The sequence below is a fragment of the Solihabitans fulvus genome (assembly GCF_008386585.1).
Classification (GTDB): domain Bacteria; phylum Actinomycetota; class Actinomycetes; order Mycobacteriales; family Pseudonocardiaceae; genus Solihabitans; species Solihabitans fulvus.
Window position 1 is genome coordinate 155755 of record NZ_VUOB01000001.1, and the last position, 18852, is coordinate 174606.

20 protein-coding genes are annotated in these 18852 nt (G+C 71.5%); 8 read left to right on the plus strand and 12 right to left on the minus strand.

The genetic code is table 11. The features are described 5' to 3' along the window. Nucleotides 1-43: 43 nt before the first annotated feature. Entirely contained in the window at nt 44-1030 is a 987-nt protein-coding gene (locus F0L68_RS00710) for a hypothetical protein (protein ID WP_149847394.1), read from the minus strand. Between the two features lie 227 nt (nt 1031-1257). Here F0L68_RS00710 and F0L68_RS00715 point away from each other — a divergent pair, with 227 nt between their 5' ends. Together F0L68_RS00715 and F0L68_RS00720 are read left to right on the plus strand one after the other, a co-directional pair. Beyond that, nucleotides 1258-1923 (plus strand): TetR/AcrR family transcriptional regulator, encoded by a 666-nt coding sequence (locus F0L68_RS00715; protein WP_149847395.1) that lies wholly within the window; start codon nt 1258-1260, stop codon nt 1921-1923. An 86-nt stretch (nt 1924-2009) separates the two neighbouring features. Next, nucleotides 2010-2804, plus strand: a complete 795-nt coding sequence (locus F0L68_RS00720; protein WP_149847396.1) for a GNAT family N-acetyltransferase — start codon at nt 2010-2012, stop codon at nt 2802-2804. A gap of 35 nt (nt 2805-2839) precedes the next feature. On the opposite strand, the gene F0L68_RS00725 is transcribed toward F0L68_RS00720, so the two are convergent. Further along, nucleotides 2840-3301 (minus strand): DUF6069 family protein, encoded by a 462-nt coding sequence (locus F0L68_RS00725; RefSeq protein WP_149847397.1) that lies wholly within the window; start codon nt 3299-3301, stop codon nt 2840-2842. Between the two features lie 210 nt (nt 3302-3511). On the opposite strand from F0L68_RS00725, the gene F0L68_RS00730 reads away from it, so the two are divergent. Both F0L68_RS00730 and F0L68_RS00735 read left to right on the plus strand, forming a co-directional pair. Then, entirely contained in the window at nt 3512-3874 is a 363-nt protein-coding gene (locus F0L68_RS00730) for a YciI family protein (RefSeq protein ID WP_149847398.1), read from the plus strand. Continuing rightward, nucleotides 3871-5127, plus strand: a complete 1257-nt coding sequence (locus tag F0L68_RS00735; RefSeq protein ID WP_149847399.1) for an RNA polymerase sigma factor — start codon at nt 3871-3873, stop codon at nt 5125-5127. Before F0L68_RS00730 ends, F0L68_RS00735 begins: the two co-directional genes overlap by 4 nt. Before the next feature lie 15 nt (nt 5128-5142). Here F0L68_RS00735 and F0L68_RS00740 read toward each other — a convergent pair whose 3' ends face one another. The 3 genes from F0L68_RS00740 to F0L68_RS00750 form a co-directional block, all read right to left on the minus strand. Beyond that, complete coding sequence (locus F0L68_RS00740) at nt 5143-5709, minus strand: isochorismatase family protein (protein ID WP_149847400.1); 567 nt, start codon at nt 5707-5709, stop codon at nt 5143-5145. Between the two features lie 39 nt (nt 5710-5748). Then, nucleotides 5749-7071 (minus strand): FAD-binding oxidoreductase, encoded by a 1323-nt coding sequence (locus tag F0L68_RS00745; protein ID WP_149847401.1) that lies wholly within the window; start codon nt 7069-7071, stop codon nt 5749-5751. 66 nt (nt 7072-7137) lie between these two features. Next, nucleotides 7138-7623 (minus strand): carboxymuconolactone decarboxylase family protein, encoded by a 486-nt coding sequence (locus F0L68_RS00750; RefSeq protein ID WP_149847402.1) that lies wholly within the window; start codon nt 7621-7623, stop codon nt 7138-7140. A gap of 47 nt (nt 7624-7670) precedes the next feature. Here F0L68_RS00750 and pdxR point away from each other — a divergent pair, with 47 nt between their 5' ends. Both pdxR and F0L68_RS00760 read left to right on the plus strand, forming a co-directional pair. Further along, complete coding sequence (gene pdxR, locus F0L68_RS00755; protein WP_149847403.1) at nt 7671-9092, plus strand: MocR-like pyridoxine biosynthesis transcription factor PdxR; 1422 nt, start codon at nt 7671-7673, stop codon at nt 9090-9092. A 222-nt stretch (nt 9093-9314) separates the two neighbouring features. Further along, nucleotides 9315-10409 (plus strand): calcium:cation antiporter, encoded by a 1095-nt coding sequence (locus F0L68_RS00760; protein ID WP_149847404.1) that lies wholly within the window; start codon nt 9315-9317, stop codon nt 10407-10409. Nucleotides 10410-10434: 25 nt separating this feature from the next. On the opposite strand, the gene F0L68_RS00765 is transcribed toward F0L68_RS00760, so the two are convergent. The 4 genes from F0L68_RS00765 to F0L68_RS00780 all read right to left on the minus strand — a co-directional run bounded on the left by F0L68_RS00765 (nt 10435) and on the right by F0L68_RS00780 (nt 13510). Continuing rightward, nucleotides 10435-10653, minus strand: a complete 219-nt coding sequence (locus tag F0L68_RS00765) for a hypothetical protein (protein WP_149847405.1) — start codon at nt 10651-10653, stop codon at nt 10435-10437. Between the two features lie 90 nt (nt 10654-10743). Further along, nucleotides 10744-11349 (minus strand): response regulator transcription factor, encoded by a 606-nt coding sequence (locus F0L68_RS00770; RefSeq protein ID WP_149847406.1) that lies wholly within the window; start codon nt 11347-11349, stop codon nt 10744-10746. Continuing rightward, nucleotides 11346-12506 carry a sensor histidine kinase gene (locus F0L68_RS00775; RefSeq protein ID WP_149847407.1) on the minus strand — a complete coding sequence of 387 codons (1161 nt, stop codon included), beginning with the start codon at nt 12504-12506 and terminating at the stop codon, nt 11346-11348. The genes F0L68_RS00770 and F0L68_RS00775 overlap by 4 nt, the downstream gene beginning before the upstream one ends. Next, on the minus strand, nt 12503-13510 hold the full coding sequence (locus F0L68_RS00780; RefSeq protein ID WP_149847408.1) for a sensor histidine kinase: 1008 nt from the start codon (nt 13508-13510) through the stop codon (nt 12503-12505). Before F0L68_RS00780 ends, F0L68_RS00775 begins: the two co-directional genes overlap by 4 nt. 263 nt (nt 13511-13773) lie before the next feature. Between F0L68_RS00780 and F0L68_RS00785 the strand changes: the two genes are divergently transcribed. Both F0L68_RS00785 and F0L68_RS00790 read left to right on the plus strand, forming a co-directional pair. Continuing rightward, entirely contained in the window at nt 13774-14919 is a 1146-nt protein-coding gene (locus F0L68_RS00785) for an epoxide hydrolase family protein (RefSeq protein ID WP_149847409.1), read from the plus strand. A gap of 76 nt (nt 14920-14995) precedes the next feature. Then, nucleotides 14996-15283 (plus strand): putative acetyltransferase, encoded by a 288-nt coding sequence (locus tag F0L68_RS00790; protein WP_149847410.1) that lies wholly within the window; start codon nt 14996-14998, stop codon nt 15281-15283. Between the two features lie 211 nt (nt 15284-15494). Here F0L68_RS00790 and F0L68_RS00795 read toward each other — a convergent pair whose 3' ends face one another. The 3 genes from F0L68_RS00795 to F0L68_RS00800 form a co-directional block, all read right to left on the minus strand. After that, nucleotides 15495-17621 (minus strand): YVTN family beta-propeller repeat protein, encoded by a 2127-nt coding sequence (locus F0L68_RS00795; RefSeq protein WP_368732274.1) that lies wholly within the window; start codon nt 17619-17621, stop codon nt 15495-15497. Between the two features lie 766 nt (nt 17622-18387). Beyond that, nucleotides 18388-18510 carry a hypothetical protein gene (locus F0L68_RS44440; RefSeq protein ID WP_276313803.1) on the minus strand — a complete coding sequence of 41 codons (123 nt, stop codon included), beginning with the start codon at nt 18508-18510 and terminating at the stop codon, nt 18388-18390. A gap of 28 nt (nt 18511-18538) precedes the next feature. Next, nucleotides 18539-18832 carry a DUF1330 domain-containing protein gene (locus tag F0L68_RS00800; RefSeq protein ID WP_149847412.1) on the minus strand — a complete coding sequence of 98 codons (294 nt, stop codon included), beginning with the start codon at nt 18830-18832 and terminating at the stop codon, nt 18539-18541. Between the last annotated feature and the right edge of the window lie 20 nt (nt 18833-18852).

An 18852-nucleotide genomic window follows, 5' to 3' on the forward strand; every position in this document is an offset into this window, starting at 1 on the left:
CCTGCGGAGGTAAGGGAATTGCACTGTGCGCGGGCCGGTCTGATCAGGCGTTGTTCGGCGGATCGTCCGTGGTGGACGCGTCGTCAAGGGACATCGGGTGTTGGCGCGTGTGTTCCAGCGCGTCCAGCAGCTGGCTGGTCTCGGTGAGCAGTTTCACTTTGTACGGCCCTCGCCGCAGCAGTCGGACCCGCTCGATCTCCGCCGAGGTGCGCGGGAACGCTCCGTCGTCGTGCGCGTCGGGCCGCAGCCACGGGGTCCACCAGCAGCGCACCTTCCTCGGCGCGCGGTCGGCCCCCACCAGCAGCCCTCGGTCTGCGTGCGACGCGGGGTCGACGCCGATCGTGGGGTCGTCCCAGAGGGCCGTGGCCAGGCGCGGGTCGACCGGCCCGAGGACGATGCGGTCCGGCAGGGCGCGGCGAAGCTGGGGGTCGGTGAGCCAGTCGGCCGGCGGGTTCACCACGACCAGGTGCATGTTGACTCGGCTGCCCACCACCGCGATCTGCCGCAACGCCTCGACGGACTGTCCGGCCGGCCGTTCCCCGTCCCGGCAGTGCTCCGCCAGCAGCGCGTCGAGTTCCTCGGCCTGGTCCACGATCACGACCACCCTCGGCAGGTCGCCGACCTGAAGGCGCTCGCCGGCCACCGCCGCGAGCCTGGCCAGGAACTCGCGGCGCACGAGGGCGAGCAGCGCCGCCAGCTCGGTCGCGGTGTGCGCCACCCTGGTGCCGGCCCAGTCGTCCAGGTCCCGCAGCTCGGTCCCGGTGGTGTCGAGCACGCAGGTGGCGAGGCTGTGCCTGGTGACGCCGATGACGAGGCTGCGGAGCAGGCCGAGGAGCTCCGGTCGGCGGTCGCCGAGGATCAGTAGGTGGGTCGAGGTGTGCTCGCCGCGCAGGTCCCAGTAGGCCGGCCGGCCGTCGGTGTCGATTCCGAACGGCACCGACAGGTACGGCAGTCCCTCCGGCATCGGGTGTGGGTACAGCAGCCGATCCGTCGGCAGACCCCCGTGCTCCGCGTCGGCCCCACTGTCCATCGGTGCTGCTCCGTTCGGCTGCCGCCATGATCAAGAAAAGTCGGTGGCGACGAACAGTGTCACAGACTCCGCCAGCGGACGAACCCGCAGCTCCCGGCGTGTCTCGGGGCTTCGAGCGACGATCACGAACGGTGTCGGCGACGGTCCGGAGAGTGAGTCTGACGAGCAAAAACCACACGGTTTAGTTAAGGTGGTGTTCCGGCGTCGAGAACGGAGACCGCGCGATCATGGAGACCGAGTCTGATCAAGTGGACAAGTACGGCATTCCGATCATCCCGGCGGCCGTCAACGTCTCGCAGCAGAAGCGCGAGTCGATCATCGACGCCGCCGTGACCGAGTTCCTGCGCGAGGGGTACACGGCGGCCTCCGTCGACGCGATCGCCACCAGGGCCGGCGTGTCCAAGCCCACCATCTACAAGCACTTCGGCAGCAAGGAGCGGTTGTTTCTCGCGGTGATCGGCGGCATCCTCCCGGCCACCTACGCCGACCTGGAGCCCTGTAACTCCACCATCGCCGACGCGCCGGACCTGCGTGCCGCGTTGGTCTCCCTGACTGGCGACTGGGCCAGGCTGCTGCTGCGCGAGGACATCATGACGTTGCGCAGGCTGGTCATCGGCGAGATCGACCGGTTCCCGCAGCTGGGCAACCTGTGGTACCAGGTCACTTACGACATGAACAACCGCCCGCTCGTCGAGGCGTTCACGATCCTGCACGAACGCGGCGCGCTGAACGTGCCCGACGCCGCCCTTGCGGTGCAACAGTTGGTCGCGATCACCGTTGGAGTTCTTCAGCTCGTCAGGACCTTTCAGCCCAGTGCCGCGATCAGCGATGCGGAGCTGGGCCGGACGATCGCGTCCGGCGTCGACACGTTTCTTGCCAGGTATGCGATGTGACGCCGGGACGACGGCGTCAGGAGCGCCCGTTGCGTGGCCGGGTAAATCGGTGCTGTCGGCGCAGGGTGAGCGGCTAGCGTGATGCGGTGCCTGACATCGCATCGCTGTTGACTGCCTACGACGAACAGCTTCGCCCCGCCGAGACGAGCAATCTGTCGCCGGGCGTGGTGGCCGAGCTGGACGGGCCCGTCACCCGAGTCGTCGGGCAGCATCGGGGTTTCCTCACCGGCCCGCGCGACCTCGGCGTGTCGCTGGGAGAGCTGGACGCGCTGATCGCGCGGCAGCGGGACTTCTTCGCGGCGCGGGGCGAGGCCGTCGAGTGGAAGACCAGGGGGCATGACCTGCCGGCGGAGCTGCCCGATCGGCTCGTCGCCGCCGGATTCGTGCCGGAGGAACGCGAGACCGTGCTGATCGGCGCCACCGAACAGCTGGCCGGCACCACGCCCACCCCGCCGGACGGCGTGACGATTCGGCCGGCCGACGGGGCGGAGGACCTGCGGCAGATCGCCTCGGTGGCCACCGAGGTCTGGGGCGAGGACCGGAGTTGGCTCGCCGACGAGCTGGCCGGTCTGATCCGGCGCGGCCGGACCGTGGTGCTGGTCGCGGAGGCCGGCGGCCGGGTCGTGTCCTCGGCCAGGCTGGAGTTCGAGCCCGGCACGGACTTCGCCGGGCTGTGGGGCGGCAACACGCTCGAGCAGTGGCGCGGCCGGGGCATCTACCGGGCGCTGGTCGCCGCGCGAGCCGGCTTCGCCGCGGCGCGCGGGGTCCGCTATCTCCAGGTCGACGCGTCCGAGGACAGCAGGCCGATCCTGACCAGGCTGGGTTTCGTCGCGATCACCACCACAACTCCTTACGTGTGGGCACCAGCGCAGCCCGCCTAGGACTCTTGGGCTCAGTCCCGACAGGATCTGGCGTGTCAGGCTCTTCCGTTGCGGCCGGGGGCGGTGGCCAGCCTGCGGGTGACGACGGGGATGACGATCGCGGCGGCGATCAGGTGGCCGACCGCCAGCATCAACTTGGTCGAGCCGGCGGTGTGTGCGGCGGCCAGCGGACTGGCCAGCGACACGACGGTGAGCGCCAGCGTGGCGCGTAGGTAGGTGCGAGCCGGGTTCGCCGCGTAGCGGGCCAGCAGCACGGCGAGCACGGTGCCCCAGAAGACGCAGATCACCGTGCCCATCGCGAACAGGCCGACGGTGATCGGCCCGGCCTCGGCCGCGCCGGGAGAGCCTGCGGACATCGGCACGCCCACCGCGCGCGCGAGCAGGCCGTACACCTCGGTCGCGACTGCGGCCGCCACGCCGGCGAGCGCGCTGACCAGCCAGACCCGGCGGGAGCCGAACGCGGTGGCTTTCCGCTGCGTGGTCGTCTCGGTGCTCATGGGGGGCTCCTTCGCGGTTCGCGACGCGTCCACGGCGGACGCGTTCTGCCCATGGGTCGGAGCCGCCGGACCTGTCTCTACATCGACGGGGCACTCGGTCCGGAAGAAGTCGACGAGAAGTTCCCTCGGGCGGATGTCGAGGACGTGGTGGCCGCTCCGACTTGCCAGGACAGCGCGCCGTCGGGGCGCGAACCGGAGAGGATGACCACCATGAAGTACCTGATGATGATCTACGGCAACCAGGAGAAGTGGGACTCGTTCCCCGCCGAGGAGTGGCCGGCGGCCATCGCCAAGCAGGACGCGTTCAACAAGAGGTACCAGGAGACCGGGGAGCTGATCGGCGCGTACGGCCTCGCCGACGCCGTCAACGCCATGCTGGTGCGCCGCAAGGACGGCTCCCCCGCGATCACCGACGGCCCGTACCTGGAGACCAAGGAGTACATGGCGAGCTTCTACCTGCTCGACTGCGAGAGCGAGGAGCGGGCCAAGCAGATCGCGGCGGACATGCCGTGGGCCGACGTGGAGCCGGTCGAGCTGTGGCCGATCCTGAACGACGCGTCGGAAGACCTGTGACCTCGGATCGGCGCGTCGAGGACCTGCTGCGCGAGCTGGCGCCGCAGGTCCTCGGCGCGCTGGTCCGCCGGCACGGCCAGTTCGACTCGTGCGAGGACGCCACGCAGGAGGCGCTGCTCGCGGCCGCGCTCCAGTGGCCGACCGAGGGCACGCCGGACAACCCGAGGGGCTGGCTGATCACCGTCGCCTCCCGCAAGCTGCTCGACCAGCTGCGCAGCGAGCAGTCGCGGCGGCGCAGGGAGGACCACATCGCGGCGGCCACCCCACAGGCCGAGCTGCTCGGGCGCCCGGCCGACGCCGACCCGGCCACGGACCGGGACGACTCGCTCGCGCTGCTGTTCCTGTGCTGCCACCCCGCGCTGTCCGGGCCGAGCCAGATCGCGTTGACGCTGCGCGCGGTCGGCGGCCTGAGCACGGCACAGATCGCCGCGGCCTTCCTCGTCCCGGAAGCGACCATGGCCCAGCGGATCAGCCGCGCCAAGGCCAGCATCAGGTCGAGCGGCCAGCCGCTGGCCATGCCGGCCGAGGCGGACCGGGCCGAGCGGCTGCGCGCGGTCCTGCACGTGCTGTATCTGGTGTTCAACGAGGGCTACACGGCTACCAGCGGCCCCGACCTGACCGCGCCCGCGCTGTCCGACGAGGCGATCCGGCTCGCCAGGTGGCTGACGCGGCTGCTGCCCGGCGAGGCCGAGGTCTCCGGGCTGTTGGCCCTGATGCTGCTCACCGACGCCCGCAGGCCCGCGCGCACGCTGCCGGACGGCAGCCTGGTGCCGCTGGCCGAACAGGACCGGAGCAGGTGGGACCGGGACCGCATCGCCGAGGGCGTCGCGCTGATCAGCGCGACGCTGCCGACGGGGGCGATCGGGCCGTACCAGTTGCAGGCGGCGATCGCCGCGGTGCACGACGAGGCCGAGGACGTGGACAGCACGGACTGGCCGCAGATCCTTGCCCTGTACGGGTTGTTGGAGACCCTGGCGCCGAATCCGATGGTGACGCTCAACCGCGCGGTTGCGGTCGCGATGGTGCGCGGGCCCGCCGAGGGGCTGGCTCTGCTCGCCGGGCTGGAGTCCGACGGCCGGATGGCGCGGCACCACCGGTTGCTCGCGACCCGCGCGCACCTGCTGGAGCTGTCCGGGGAGGTGGCCGCCGCCGTTGCCAGCTATCGGGACGCGGCGCAGCGCGCCACCAGCGGCCCGGAACGCCGGCACCTCGCCGCCCGCGCGGCGCGATTGGGCGGCGAGGGTGCTGGGTGACCCGCGTTGATCGCGTCAGGCGTCTGGTTTTGCGGTGAAGTCGACCTCGGCGGTGTCGACCGTTCCTGCGGTTCGGCCGGGGGCGCGGTGGTAGCGCCAGTACAGGTTCGTGTGGGCGATGACCTTGTCCGGTGTCGGTGCGCCGAACGAGGACAGGTCGTCGGTCGTGTGGGCGTCGCCGACCAGCGTCGCGTCGTAGCCCCGGACGATCGCGCCGTGCAGTGTCGAGCGGATGCACTCGTCGGTCTGCGCGCCAACGACGAACAGTCGACCGATGCCGCGCTCGGCGAGCACCGACTCAAGGTCGGTCTCCTCGAAGGCGTCGGGGTATCGCTTCTGTACCAACGGCTCCGCGTCGGCGCGCACGAGTTCGGGAACGTACTGCCAGCTCTCGCTGTCCTTGGGCAGGTCGTCGCTGTTGTGCTGCACCCACACGAGGTCCACGCCCTCGGCACGGGCCTTGTCGACCAGGGTGGCGATGTTGGCGACGACGGTGTCCCGGTTGATCGCCTGCCCCACCACGCCGTTCTGCACGTCGACGATGAGCAGGGCGGTGTTCGGTCGATCGACAAGCGTGGTCACGGGGCTACCTTCCTTGGCACGGGCGGATCACAGTCCCGGTCATGGTAGGCCGATCGGGTTGACGGGGTGGTTGCTCCGGAGCACCCCGCGCGGGTCGCGCCGCTGCTTGATCGCGCGCAGCCCGTCCAGGGTGTCCTCGGGGAACGCGAGCGCGGCGGGTTCCTCCGGCGCCAGTTGGGTGAAGGGCTTGCGGCCGCTGACATACGGGCCGAGCGCGGCGACGATCTCGCGCTGCCTGGCGCGCACGGCCAGCTCGACCGGCGGGGTCGTTGGAATGCCGACCATGGACAGCAGGTAGGGCTCGGCCAGGTGCCCGGCCGGGGTCTCGGACGGCCGCGCCAGCCTGCCGCCGAGGTGCCGGAGCTGCATACCCACCAACGGATCGATGGGCGCGGCGAGCAGCGTCTTCGCCGCGGTGTCGTCGAGGTCGGTGAGGAGTTCGGCGCGGAACACGCTGGCGCCGGGGTCGGTCGGGTCCGAGGTGATCTCGCCCAGCTCGGCCACCCGCAGCCTGCGGCGACCGTCCACGAGCAGGCCGTCGACGCGCTCGAAGCCGCGCAGCAGCGACCGGCCGTCGGACTCGTCGCCGAGGTAGGTCGCGTCGACGGTCACCACCGGCGGTCGGTCGGCCGGTCGAAGCAGGCTCAGCCAGACGGTGAGCTCGTCGGGCGCCCGCGCGGTGATCTCCCGGAACGTCTCGAGCAGCTGAGGCGCGCGCTCTGCCGGCCACACCATCCGCCCGCCGAACAGCTGGGGCGCCGGGTGCAGGTCGTACTCCAGGGCGGTCACCACGGCGAAGTCGCCGCCGCCGCCCCGCAGCGCCCAGAACAGCTCGTGGTCGGTCTCCTCGGTGATCGTCGCCTGGGTTCCGTCCGCGTCGACGACCTCGAACGCCCGCACACCGCCCGCGGCGAAGCCGTGCTTGCGGCCGAACCAGCTCAGGCCGCCGCCGAGGGTGTAGCCGACCACGCTGACCTCCGGCGAGCTGCCGGCCAGCCCGGTCAGGCCGTGCCGACCGGCCTCGGCCTGCGCCCTGCCCCAGCGCACGCCAGCGCCGACCCTGGCCACGCGCTGCTCCGGCCGCACGGCCAGCTCGTCGAGGCGCCCGGTCCGCAGCAGGATCACGCCGGCCACGTCACCGGACGCGCCGTGGCCGCTCGGCTGGGTGGCCACCGTCAGCCCGGCCCCGCCCGCGTAGCGGACCAGGGCGGCCACGTCGTGGGTGTCGGCGGCCTCGACCACCGCGAGCACCGGCTGCTCGACGGCCAGGTTCCACGGCCGTCCGGCCTGCTCGAAACCGGCGTCCCCGGCCACCTGCACCCGCCCCCGGACGTGTCGGCGCAGGTCGTTCGCGATGCTCATGCTGCTCATTCCTTGCTGGTACGGCTCGGGGTTGTGGCGCGGGAGGGCGCGGGCCACAGGTGGTGGTCAGTCCAGCTCGGCCAGCGGCCAGGGGCGGGCGATGGCGCCGAGGCGGTTCCACGCGTTGATCACGGTGATGGTCCAGATCAGCTCGGCGAGTTCCTTCTCGTTGAACTGCGCGGCCGCCGCGTCGAACACCTCGTCGCTGACCGGTCCGTCGGACAGCCGGGTGCCGGCCTCGGTCAGCGCCAGCGCGGCGCGCTCGCGGGCGGTGAAGAAGGGCGTCTCGCGCCAGACCGGCAGCGCGTACAGGCGGCGCTCGTGCTCGCCGGCCTCCCTGGCGTCCCTCGAGTGCGTGTCGACGCAGTAGGCGCAGCCGTTGAGCTGCGAGGCGCGGGCGCGGACGAGCTCCAGCAGCGAGGACTCCAGGGTCGTCTTGCGGGAGGCGGCGTCCAGGGTGCCCATGGCCTTGTTGATGTGCGGGGCGAGTTCGCCGACGGCCAGCCGGACGGGCGGGACGACGGTCTCTGCGGTGCGGTTCTCGGTGCTCATGGCGACGACGTTAGGCGTGGACTGGCCCCACGGTAAGCTCCGATTTCGTGTCGGAATTTTGGGCCAATTTCGGTGTCGACCTGCACCTGGAACTCGACCTGTCGGGCGGTCGGCAGGCCGGTCTCGAACGCGCCCTGCGCGATGCGGTCCAGGACGGCAGGCTCGCCCCCGGCGCCCTGCTGCCGGCCACCCGCAGGCTGGCCGCCGAGGTCGGCCTGTCCAGGAACACCGTGAGCGCGGCCTACGGCCAGCTGGCCGCCGAGGGCTACCTGGTCGCCCGCCCCGGCGCGGGCACCGAGGTCGCGCGGCTGGCCTGCCCTCGGCCGACCGCGTCGCCACCGCCCCACCGCGCCGCCGGGCCCCGGCACGACCTGCTGCCCGGCAGCCCCGACCTCGGCTCGTTCCCGACGGCGGCCTGGCTGCGGTCGACCCGCCGCGCGCTGCTCGCCGCGCCGGCCGAGGCGCACGGCTACGGGGATCCGCGCGGCCGGCTCGAACTGCGCACCGCGCTGGCCGAGTACCTCGGCCGCGCCAGGGGCGTGCTGGCCGAGCCGGAGCGGATCGTGATCACCTCGGGCTACGTGCAGGCGCTCGGCCTGCTGGCCAGGGTCCTCGCCGCTGCGGGGACACCCGTGATGGCGATGGAGGATCCCGGCCTCGCCGACCACCGCGAGGTCGTCCGCAGGGCCGGGCTCGCCGTCGTGCCGCTGCCGGTCGACGAGCGCGGCGCGCGCGCCGACCTGCTGCCGGGCAGCGGGGCCGGGGCGGTCGTGGTGACCCCGGCCCACCAGTACCCGACCGGCGTGACGCTGGATCCGGCGCGCCGGCACGCGCTGACCGCGTGGGCGAGGTCCTGCGGCGGGCTGGTCATCGAGGACGACTACGACGGCGAGTTCCGCTACGACCGGCGCCCGGTCGGCGCGGTGCAGGGCATGGCGCCGGACCACGTGGCCTACGTCGGCAGCGCCTCCAAGACGCTGGGGCCGGCGCTGCGCCTCGCCTGGCTGGTGCTGCCGGCCCGGCTGGTCGCGCCGGTGGCGGAGGCCAAGCGGTACCTGGACGCGCAGACCGAGTCCATCGGCCAGTTGACCCTGGCGGACCTGATCACCAGCCACGGCTACGACCGGCACGTCCGCGCCTGCCGGCTGCGCTATCGGCAGCGCCGCGACCTGCTGATGGCCCGCCTCGCGCCCCGGCCGGGGCAGCCGGAGCCGTCGTTCGCCGTGCACGGCATCGCCGCCGGCCTGCACGCGCTGATCAGCCTGCCCGACGGCGGCCCTACCGAGCGGGAGGTGCTGGCGAGGGCGGCGGCGCGCGGCCTGATCGTCGGGCACCTCGGTCCGCACTGGCACGAGCAGGGCGACCATCCGCAGGGCGTCATCGTCGGGTACGCCACGCCGACCGAACGCGCCTACCCGATCGCGCTCGACACCTTCGCCAGGGCGCTGCACGGCACGGGCGCGCCCTGACCGGCGGCCAGGTCACCGAGTACCGCTGGGCCCGACCGGGTCGGACGCGGCCGGGGCCTCGACCGGCCCAGTCGGACCCACGGTTCTGGACATACTCCGCGCACGCGTCATCGGGGCGGAGCCAGCTTCCGCAACCGCGGTGTGTTCGGCGTTGGCGTTCTCGCACGATCGAGGGGCGCGGCGCAGTGAGCGGGGAGCGCATTCGTCTGGCAGCGTGAGCGTGTGTCCACATCGAGTGCCCTGCCAAAGTGGACGGTGGCCGCGCCCGCCGCCGCGATCGTCGTGCTCGCGTTCACCTGGGGCCGGACGCTGCCCTGGCCGCTCGTCACGCTGGCCGCGGTGTGCCTCGGCGCGGCCGTGCTCGCCGCCGTGCACCACGCCGAGGTGGTCGCGCACCGCGTCGGCGAGCCGTTCGGGTCGCTGGTGCTCGCCGTCGCCGTGACCGTGATCGAGGTCGCGCTGATCCTCACCATGATGTCCGGCGGCGGCCCCAAAGCGTCGGCGCTGGCCAGGGACACCGTGTTCGCGGCCGTGATGATCAGCTGCAACGGGATCGTCGGGCTCTCGCTGCTGGTGGCCGCGATCCGACGGCGGGTCGCGGTGTTCAACGCCGAGGGCACCGGCACCGCGCTGGCCACCGTGGCCACCCTGGCGACGCTGAGCCTGGTGCTGCCGACCTTCACCACCACCAAGCCCGGCCCGGAGTTCTCCACGACCCAGCTGGTGTTCGCGGCGATCGCCTCGCTGGCGCTCTACGGGTTGTTCGTGGCCGTGCAGACCGTGCGACACCGGGACTACTTCCTGCCGGTCGCCCAGGACGGCAGCCCGCTGACCGAGGACCACCACGCCGCCCCGCCGAGCAAGCGAACCACCGTGATCAGCCTGGTGCTGCTGCTGGTCGCCCTGGTCGCGGTGGTCGGCGACGCGAAGGCCGTGTCGCCCGCGATCGAGGCTGGCGTCGCCGCCGCGGGGCTGCCGGCCTCGGTCGTCGGCATCGTCATCGCGTTGCTGGTCCTGCTGCCGGAGACGCTCGCCGCGAGCAGGGCCGCGCGCCGGGACCGGGTGCAGACCAGCCTGAACCTCGCGCTCGGGTCGGCCATGGCGAGCATCGGGCTCACCATCCCGTCGATCGCGCTCGCGTCGATCTGGCTGACCGGCCCGCTCGTGCTCGGCCTCGGCGCGACCCACATGGTGTTGCTCGCGCTGACGGTCGTGGTCGGCACGCTCACCGTCGTCCCGGGGCGGGCGACGCTGTTGCAGGCGGGCGTGCACCTCTCGCTGCTCGGCGCGTTCCTGGTGCTTGCCGTCAGCCCGTGAGCCGCTGTCGGCTCGTGAGCCGCCGTCAGCGGGATCGGCGACCCACGTAGGAGACGATCAGCAGCGTGATGCACAGCAAGGTCAGGCCGCCCGCCCACATGCGCATCGAGTAGCTGATCCCCGCCAGGGAGCCCGCCGCGTTGACCGCGCCGCTGACGACCAGTGTCGTCCACAGCAGCACGGACAGCGCGACGCCACCCGCGCCGCCGCGACGGGACTGCTTGATTTCGTTGTGGTTGCTCATGTCTAACACGCTACGAGCGGGCCGAGGCGAACACGATCACCCTCGCTCCCCAATCCATGGTGGACCTAACTCCACCAACCCCGACAGCGGTCACAGCCAGCCAGCCTGGCGGGCGATGCGGATCGCGTCGATGCGGTTGCGCGCGCCGACCTTGCTGATCGCGTTGGACAGGTAGTTGCGCACGGTCGCCGGCGACAGCGACAGCTGACTGGCGATCTGCTCCGTCGGGATGCCGGTCTCGGCCGAGCGCAACACATCGGACTCGCGGGCGGTCAACGGGCTGCTGCCGGTCTCCAGCGCGGCGGCGACCAGTTCCGGGTCGATGACCCGCTCGCCGGCCGCGACGCGGCGGATGCCGGCGGCCAGCGCGTCGCCCGGCGCGTCCTTGACGATGAAGCCGCGCACGTGCACCTTGAGCGCCCGCAACAGGTTGCCCGGCTGGCTGAGGCCGGTCAGCATCAGCGCGCGGCACTCCGGCAGCCGCTCGTGCAGCTGCGCGGCGGCGGTCAGGCCGTCCATGCCGGGCAGGTCGATGTCCAGGACGGCGACATCCGGGCGGACGCGCAGCGCGGTGTCCAGGATCTGGTCGCCCCGGTCGAGTTCCGCGACGACCTCGATGTCGTCCTCCAGCCGGAGCAGGGCGGCCAGCGCGGTGCGGATCAGGTGCATGTCCTCGGCGATCAGCACGCGAATCATGTTGGCTCCTCTGGAATCTCGACGGCTAGCCGGAAGCCGCCGTCGGGAGTGCGCTGTGCCGTCGCGGTTCCGGACAGCGCGGCGGCGCGGGCGGCGAGCCCGCGCAGGCCGGTGCCGTCGCCGGTGGCCGCCGCGTCCCGCACCCCGTCGTTGACGATGTCCAGTCGTGCCAGGCCATCCCGGCTCGTGGCGGTGATCGAGCACCTGGTCGCGTCGCTGTGCCGAAGGATGTTGGTGACACCCTCGCGGACCGCCCACGCGAACAGCCGCTGCCCCGGCTCGGCGAGTCCCGGCAGGCGCACGTCGATCGTGGTGTCGACGCCGGCGGCGGCGAGCAGCGCGACGGCGCCGTCGGCCTCGACGGACAGCGACACGGCGTGCTCGTCGTGCGTGACGGCGCGCATCCCGTGCAGGGTGTCGCGGGCCAGGGCGGTGAGCTCCGCGACCTCGGCCCGCGCGGCGCGCGGATCCCTGGCCAGCAGGCGCAGCGCGAGATCTCCCTTGAGCGACACCGCGGACAGGCTCTGGCCGAGCAGGTCGTGCAGGTCCCGCGACACCCGCAGCCGCTCCCGCCCGACGGCCAGTTCGGCCAGCTCCGCCCTGGTCGCGTGCAGCTCGGTCAGCACCCGCACCAGCCGCGCCGCGCAGTACAGGATCATCGGCGGCACGGCGGAACACGCGCCGTAGAAGACGCCGTAGACGAGGTTCCAGACGGAGCCCGGCGGAACGCCGGCGAGCTGGATCGCGATGTCGGACACCAGGATTCCAACGGACAGCGCGATCCTCGGCCACCCGCGCAGCAGCATCAACACGGACGCCAGCGCGAACCAGGTCGCGGACAGCCACGGGCTCCACCAGCCGAGCAGCCACATCGGCAGGTAGGTCAGGGCCGCAACGGCGAGCAACGTGCCCGGCCAGCCCCTCGGCCGGGCTGACCGCGCCGCGGCGAGGCTGTGCCGCAGTTGCAGCGCCACCAACGGAATGCCGAGCAGGATCGGCACGGCCGGGTGGCTCGGCGCGGGACCGGCACCGGCGCTCAGGCCCGTGTAGCAGATCGGCACGGCGATCATCGGCAGGTGGATGGCGATCAGCAGCCACCGCGCCTGGTTCGCGGTCGGCGTGGCGAGGCCAGCCGGCGCGGGGCGTTGGCTCCTCACGCGGCGATCACCCGCCGGACCTGCTGGCCAGCCTCGTCGGAACGGAGCTCCACGTCGACGCCGCCTGGGCGGCAGGTCACCGTGATCACGCAGTGCCGCACCGAATCCGCCTGGAGCAGCCGGGCCACCTCGGCCCGCAGGTCCGCCAGCAGCGGCTCGCGGACGTGCTCGGGGAACGCGTCGACCGGCGGCACGAGTCGCGCGTCGATTCCGGTGGCGCGCAACAGGGTCACGGCCGTGTCCAGTTCGGCCAGCAGCGGGGTGCGTTGGAACCCGGCGACCATGCGACGCGCGTCGCCCAGCGTGGTCCTGGCCGCGCCGACCACCACGCGCAGCCGGTCGGCCGCCTCGTCGGGGTCGGTGTCGACCAGCGCGCCGGCCTGTTCTCCTGTGGCGACAATGGTGTCCAGCGCGGTGCCCAGCGTCGCGCGCAGCTCGCCGTCGATGCGCAACCGCTCCCTGGCCACCGCCTCGTCGGCGAGCAGCGCGCGGCCGGCCCGCAGCTCGCGCGTCGCCGCCATGAGCCACACCGGGACGGCGAGCAGGATGCCGTTGAGCAGCACCCAGACGCCGAAGAACACCGCCCACGACGGCACGCCGGCCAGGTAGGCGACCGGCACCGGCGTGACCACCAGCAGCACGAAGAACGGCACCGCCCATGGCCTGCGCAGCACGAGCAGGACGGACGCGGCCAGCGGGTAGAGGGAGGTGACCCACTGGATGCCGACGACCGGCAGGACCGCGCCGATCACCACGGCCATCGCCGCCAGGGTCCATGGCGCGGAGCGCGGCCGGCTGCCGTGCGCGGCGCGCCGCACGTGCGCGAGGTGGAAGGGCAGGTACGCCACGGTGGCGGCGACGGCGAGCGGCGCGTGCCTCGCGTCGGTCAGCGCGATCCTGGCGACGCCGATCGTGACGATGAGGGAGCTGCTCGTGACGACCGACGCGAGGGCCAGGGCGAACACCCGGCTCGACTGCTGCTGCTCGTCCAGTGTGGCCCTCACCCGTGCAAGACACCCGTCGGCCGTCGACGCGTGTGACGGTATTCGCGGCAGGCTGACCAGGGCAAACGACGCGGTCATGAACGGGTGCGTTCCTCACTTCCCGGTAGTCGGGCGATCACGTTCCGGCAGAGCCCCCATTCTCGAATGTCCACAGGTGTCCGCTGTAGATGCGGATGTCCACAATCGACGATGATGTTTGTCATCGTCGGCCGAGGACATCGACATCTGTCTGCCGGCCCGGTCGCGGGACAACACTTCAACCCATGACGAACCCCGAGATCCGTCCCTTCCGGATCGACATTCCGCAGGCCGACCTCGACGACCTCCGCGACCGCATCGCCCGCACCCGCTGGAGCGGCGACATCCCCGGCGCGGGCTGGAGCCGGGGCGTGCCGGTGGCCTACCTGAAGGGGCTGGCCGACTACTGGGCCGACGGCTACGACTGGCGCGGGGCCGAGGCGCGGCTCAACGAGTTCCCGCAGTTCACCACCGAGATCGACGGCCAGGACATCCACTTCCTGCACGTGCGCTCCCCGCACGCCGACGCGACCCCGCTGCTGCTCCTGCACGAGTGGCCGACGTCGGTCGTGGCGTTCCTCGACCTGATCGAGCCGCTGACCAACCCGGCCGACCCGGCCGACGCGTTCCACGTGGTGGTGCCGTCGCTGCCCGGCATCGCGTTCTCCGGCCCGATCCGCGAGGCCGGCTGGACCTACGGCCGCACCGCGGGGGCGTTCGCCACGCTGATGGAGCGGCTCGGGTACGCGAGCTACGGCGTGCAGGGCGCGGGCGGCGGCGCGTTCATCGCCGCCGACCTCGGCCGCCAGGACACCGCGCACGTCCTCGGCATCCACGTGAACGCGCTGCTCGCCTTCCCCTCCGGCGACCCGGCCGAGTTCGCCGGCCTCACCGAGGTCGAGCAGGAGCGCCTGGCCAGGCTCCAGAACTTCCGCGACGACATGATGGGCTTCGCCCAGATCCAGTCGACCCGGCCGCAGACCGTGGCGTACGGCCTGCACGACTCCCCCGTCGGGCAGCTGGCCTGGATCGTGGAGAAGTTCAAGGAGTGGACCGACACCGGCGCCGAGCTGCCCGAGGACGCCGTGGACCGCGACCACATCCTCACCACCGTGAGCCTCTACTGGTTCACCGGCACCGCGGGCTCCGCCGCCCACCTCTACTACGAGAACGCCCACGACGTGAACGGCTGGGGTCCCAAGGATCCCGGCACCGTCCCCACCGGCGTCGCGGTGGCCACGCCGACCGACATCACCGTCCGGCGCTTCGCCGACCGCGACCACAACATCACGCACTGGACCGAACTGGAGCGCGGCGGCGCGTTCCTGTCCATGGAGCAGCCGGAGCTGCTGGTAGAGGACGTGCGCACGTTCTTCCGCTCGCTGCGGTGAGCTCGCCTAGGCGGGCGGTCCGGGTGTCCGCCTAGGATCGCGCGTGGCGACGAGGAACCGGGCGAAGGGGCGTCGAGTGGACGGCAGAGCACCGGAGGGCCGCGTCCGCGTTGGCGTGCGCGACGTTGGTTCGCGGGTCGTGCTGCGCTACCGGCTGACCCCGCAGGAGCACGGCCCGTACGGCGAGAGCCTGACCGACGTGGTCGGCGAACTGCTGGCGTGGACCGATGGCCCGGACGGCCACGCCGTGGTTCGCCGCAGGTCCGGTGACGAGGTGACGGTCGGGCTCGACCGGCTCGTCACCGGCAAGGTGGTCCCGGCCACAGCGCGCCCGGCGCGGGACCGGCGGCCGCCGGCCGGGTGAGCGCCGGCACGCGGCCGACTGCTGCCCGATCTGGACCACCCCGGGGCCCGCGCGTCCACGCTGCTCGGCCCGATCACCGGCCACCGCGTTGGCCCAACTGCGCGCCGACAACCCGAAATCAGGAGATACACCCTGGTCCGGACCGGTCTGATTACGAAGACTGGTCCGGACTTCGCGCCTTCGACGGGCCGTCGCAGGCGTGCGGGTGGGTCTATTTCACGATCACGGTGGTGCAGTTGGTGACGGTGTCGGCGTGGGTGACGTAGCAGGTGTTGTTGAAGCTGGTCGATCCGCCGTCGATGGTGTCGGGTTTGGCTCCGGGATAGAGGAAGTCCCCGGCGAAGACGACACCGTTGCCGCTGCCGCGGAAGGCGATGTTGTCGGCTCCGAAGCCGCCGAAGACGATGTTGCCGCCGCTGAGGGCGATCCGGACTCTGTCGGTGCCGGAGCCGACGTAGATCCGGACGACGCCAGTGATGAACGAGCCGAGGGTGTCGTTGCCGCCCAGCCCGCACACTCTCGTGGCCCTCAGCGCCGGGCCGAATCCGGCGATGATGGTGTCGTTTCCGGTCGTGCCGGTGGCGTTGCAGAAGTTGGCGTTGGTCACGGTGTTGTTGGACGTGGCGGTGTTGTTGGCCGTGTTCGGGTCCGGCGACGGCGAGGACACACTGCCGGTGGTGTTGAGGGTCCCGAGTCCTTCCGGTTCGATCAGCAGGGTCATCGTGGCGCTGGCTCCCACGGCGAGGGTGCCAAGGCTGCACGAGATGCCTCCGCCGGCGAAGCTGCAACTGCCCTGGCTCGACGTCGTCCAGAGGAGGTTTCCGGGGGCGGCGGCGTTGGTGATCCGCAGGGTGGCGGTCACGTCGGATGCCGCGATCGTCGGGCCGTGGTTGGTGACGGTGAACGTGTAGCGGGTGTAGCTGCCCAGCGCCGCCGTGGCGGTGGAGACGATCGTCGAGGCCGGGGCGGAACTCAGGGCGGCCGAGAGGTCGGCGGCGTCGTAGGTGTACCGGTCTGCCGCCGAGGTGGCACTGGTGCCGGTCGGTGTGGTGACCGTGACGTCCACGATCCCGGATCCGGCCGGTGCCGTCGCGGTGATCGACGTGTCCCCGTTGACGGTGAAGGCCGAGGCGGCGGCACCGCCGAAGTGGACAGCGGTGGCGCCGGCGAGACCGGTGCCGGTGATGGTGACGGTGGTGGCGCCGGCGAACGGTCCGTGGTTGGGATTCAGGCCGGTCACGGTCGGCAGGCCCGGGGCGAAGGCCACGCCCTGCGGGTTGCGGCCGAGGGTGATGCTGCCGGTGACGGTGTTGCTGGCGGCGTCCACGACGGTGGCGTTGTTGCCGTAGAAGTTGGTGACGTAGTAGAAGGTGCCGGACGGGTCGACCGACAGCCCGTCCGGGCCGTTCAGGCCGGTCGACACCGTCGTGACTACGGTGTTGCTGGCGGTGTCCACCACATCCACGCCGTTGGGGCCCATGACGTACAGCCGGGAGCCGGAGTGGTTGGTGGCCAGGAAGGTGGGGCCGGCGCCGACCGGGATGGTCGCGGTGACGGTGTTGGTGGCGGTGCTGATCACCGAGACGGTGTTGGTGTTGCGGTTGGCTGCGTACACGAAGCCCCCGGCCGGGTTGGCCGTCATGGCGTACGGGTTGGTGCCTACCGGGACGGTCGCGGTGATCGCATTGCTGGTGGTGTCGACCAACGCGACGTCGTTGTGGTCGTAGTCCGAGACGTACAGCCACCGGCCGGAGGCATCGGTGGCCACCCCGGACGGACGGGAAAACCCGGTCACGGTGGCGATGACGGTGTCACTGCCGGTGTCGATCACCGAGACCTGGCCACCGCTGCCGCCGTAGCCGGTGGCGAACGCGCGGCTGCCCGAGGGGTTGAAGCCGATCCCGTAGGGGCTGCTGCCCACGGGGATGTTCGCGGTGACGGTGTTGCTCGCGGTGTTGATCACTGACACGGTGGTGCCGTACAGGTTGGTCACGAAGATTCCGGCCCCGTTCGGGGCGGCGGCCACGTGCTGCGGGTTGTTGAACCCGCCGATTGTGCCCACCACCGTGCCGGTGCTCGCGTCGATCACCGACACGGTGTTGTCGTTGCCGTTGCTGGCATACGCGAACGGGCCACCAGCCGCGTGTGCCGGCGCGGCCAATCCGATCAGACCGGCTGTGCTCACGGCCGCAGCCGCCAGGGCCGCCACCAGTCGACGCCATCCGCGCCGACTGCGGGCGGCCGTGCGTGTCTCGATGCGAATCACGGGAGATCCCTCCCTGCTAGGGCGTGGCCTGTCCCGGCGGGCCGGAGGCCCGGACTTGACACGGCAGACCACGTCAGTGCCCTCGACCGGCCATTCCTCGACCAAGCGCCAACGATGGTTTTGGCCATGGGTTGCGCCGTTGTCGGCAAGCCGGCGATATGCGCCTATCAGGATTACATAAATCAGGTTCCACGAACGAGTGAATAATACTGAACACGCAAACCCGACACCAATGGCCTATTGCGGCGCGATTGACATGCACGCGATCCTGGCAAGCCAGGCAGATTCCTGGCCGCCTTTGATGTTGATATTGCCCGGGCTCGGCGGTGTGACGTGCGACGAGACGCTCGGCCACGTTGACCTGGCCCAGTCCGGCAGCGGGCGATCACCGGCGCCCGACAGAAAGGGGCTAACATACTCGGCGCTACTGACGGTGGCGATGGAATGGACTCCGATCACCCTGATTGCGCAATGCCAAGGCGACCTGCACACAGACGTGTTTTTCACAGGGAGGGCAAAGTTCTACTGTGAACACAAAGCACGAGTCGCGCGCGTGGACTCGAATGGCGGCGCTATCCAAGTCCACGCCAACGTTGATCTGAGTAGATCATTTACCGCGCCCCCTTGTCTAAGAGTTCGCAATTCGCCTCATTCGCGCTTTTGTGACGGCCGCGGCCGTGCACGAGCTGGCGTTCTGGCAGGCGTCATCTGGGTAGGAAGACGGCAGCGGCGGCGATCAGCGGCCCGAGCACCGGGATCGCCGCCTGTAGCTCGCTGAGCAGCGTCCGATCGACGCCGATCACCTGCTCCAGTTTCATTCGCTGCTCGGCGGGGTCGATCAGCGCAGCGCGGTCGGCGGGTGGATCGGCGACCGCCCCGGCAGCGGTCGGATCGCCGCCAGCTCACGCCACCGCGCCAGGCCGTTCAGCGCCACCAGCCCGGACGAGCCGCACAGGGTCACCGCCAGAGGCGATGGCTGAGCTCGTCGGTCACTCGATGCCTTCGATGATGCGGAAGTCGCGCTCGACGCTGTCGGAGAGAGCCACCAGCGCCTTCTGGTAGACCTCGCTCTCGTATGCCGCGACGGCCTGTTCGAAGCTGTCGAACTCGATCAGAACGACGCGTTGCGTGATTCCGGCCTCGCGGGCGACGACTCGGCCGTCACGGGACAGGAGCCGCCCGCCCCCAGCTCGCACGGCCGGACCGGCCAACGTGTTGTAGGCAGCCAGCCTCTCCGGGTCGGAGATAGCGCGGTACACACTGACCCAGTAGCCCTTGGCCATGGAAACCTCCCGTGTTCGGC

Bases quoted from the DNA above. Each gene is read 5' to 3' on its own strand.
- F0L68_RS00785 (WP_149847409.1), top strand. From the start codon at position 13,774: ATGACGAACCCCGAGATCCGTCCCTTCCGGATCGACATTCCGCAGGCC.
- F0L68_RS00750 (WP_149847402.1), bottom strand. From the start codon at position 7,623: ATGAGCACCGAGAACCGCACCGCAGAGACCGTCGTCCCGCCCGTCCGG.
- F0L68_RS00765 (WP_149847405.1), bottom strand. From the start codon at position 10,653: ATGAGCAACCACAACGAAATCAAGCAGTCCCGTCGCGGCGGCGCGGGT.
- F0L68_RS00745 (WP_149847401.1), bottom strand. From the start codon at position 7,071: ATGAGCATCGCGAACGACCTGCGCCGACACGTCCGGGGGCGGGTGCAG.
- F0L68_RS00770 (WP_149847406.1), bottom strand. From the start codon at position 11,349: ATGATTCGCGTGCTGATCGCCGAGGACATGCACCTGATCCGCACCGCG.
- F0L68_RS00710 (WP_149847394.1), bottom strand. From the start codon at position 1,030: ATGGACAGTGGGGCCGACGCGGAGCACGGGGGTCTGCCGACGGATCGG.
- F0L68_RS00730 (WP_149847398.1), top strand. From the start codon at position 3,512: ATGAAGTACCTGATGATGATCTACGGCAACCAGGAGAAGTGGGACTCG.
- F0L68_RS00715 (WP_149847395.1), top strand. From the start codon at position 1,258: ATGGAGACCGAGTCTGATCAAGTGGACAAGTACGGCATTCCGATCATC.
- F0L68_RS00800 (WP_149847412.1), bottom strand. From the start codon at position 18,832: ATGGCCAAGGGCTACTGGGTCAGTGTGTACCGCGCTATCTCCGACCCG.
- F0L68_RS00725 (WP_149847397.1), bottom strand. From the start codon at position 3,301: ATGAGCACCGAGACGACCACGCAGCGGAAAGCCACCGCGTTCGGCTCC.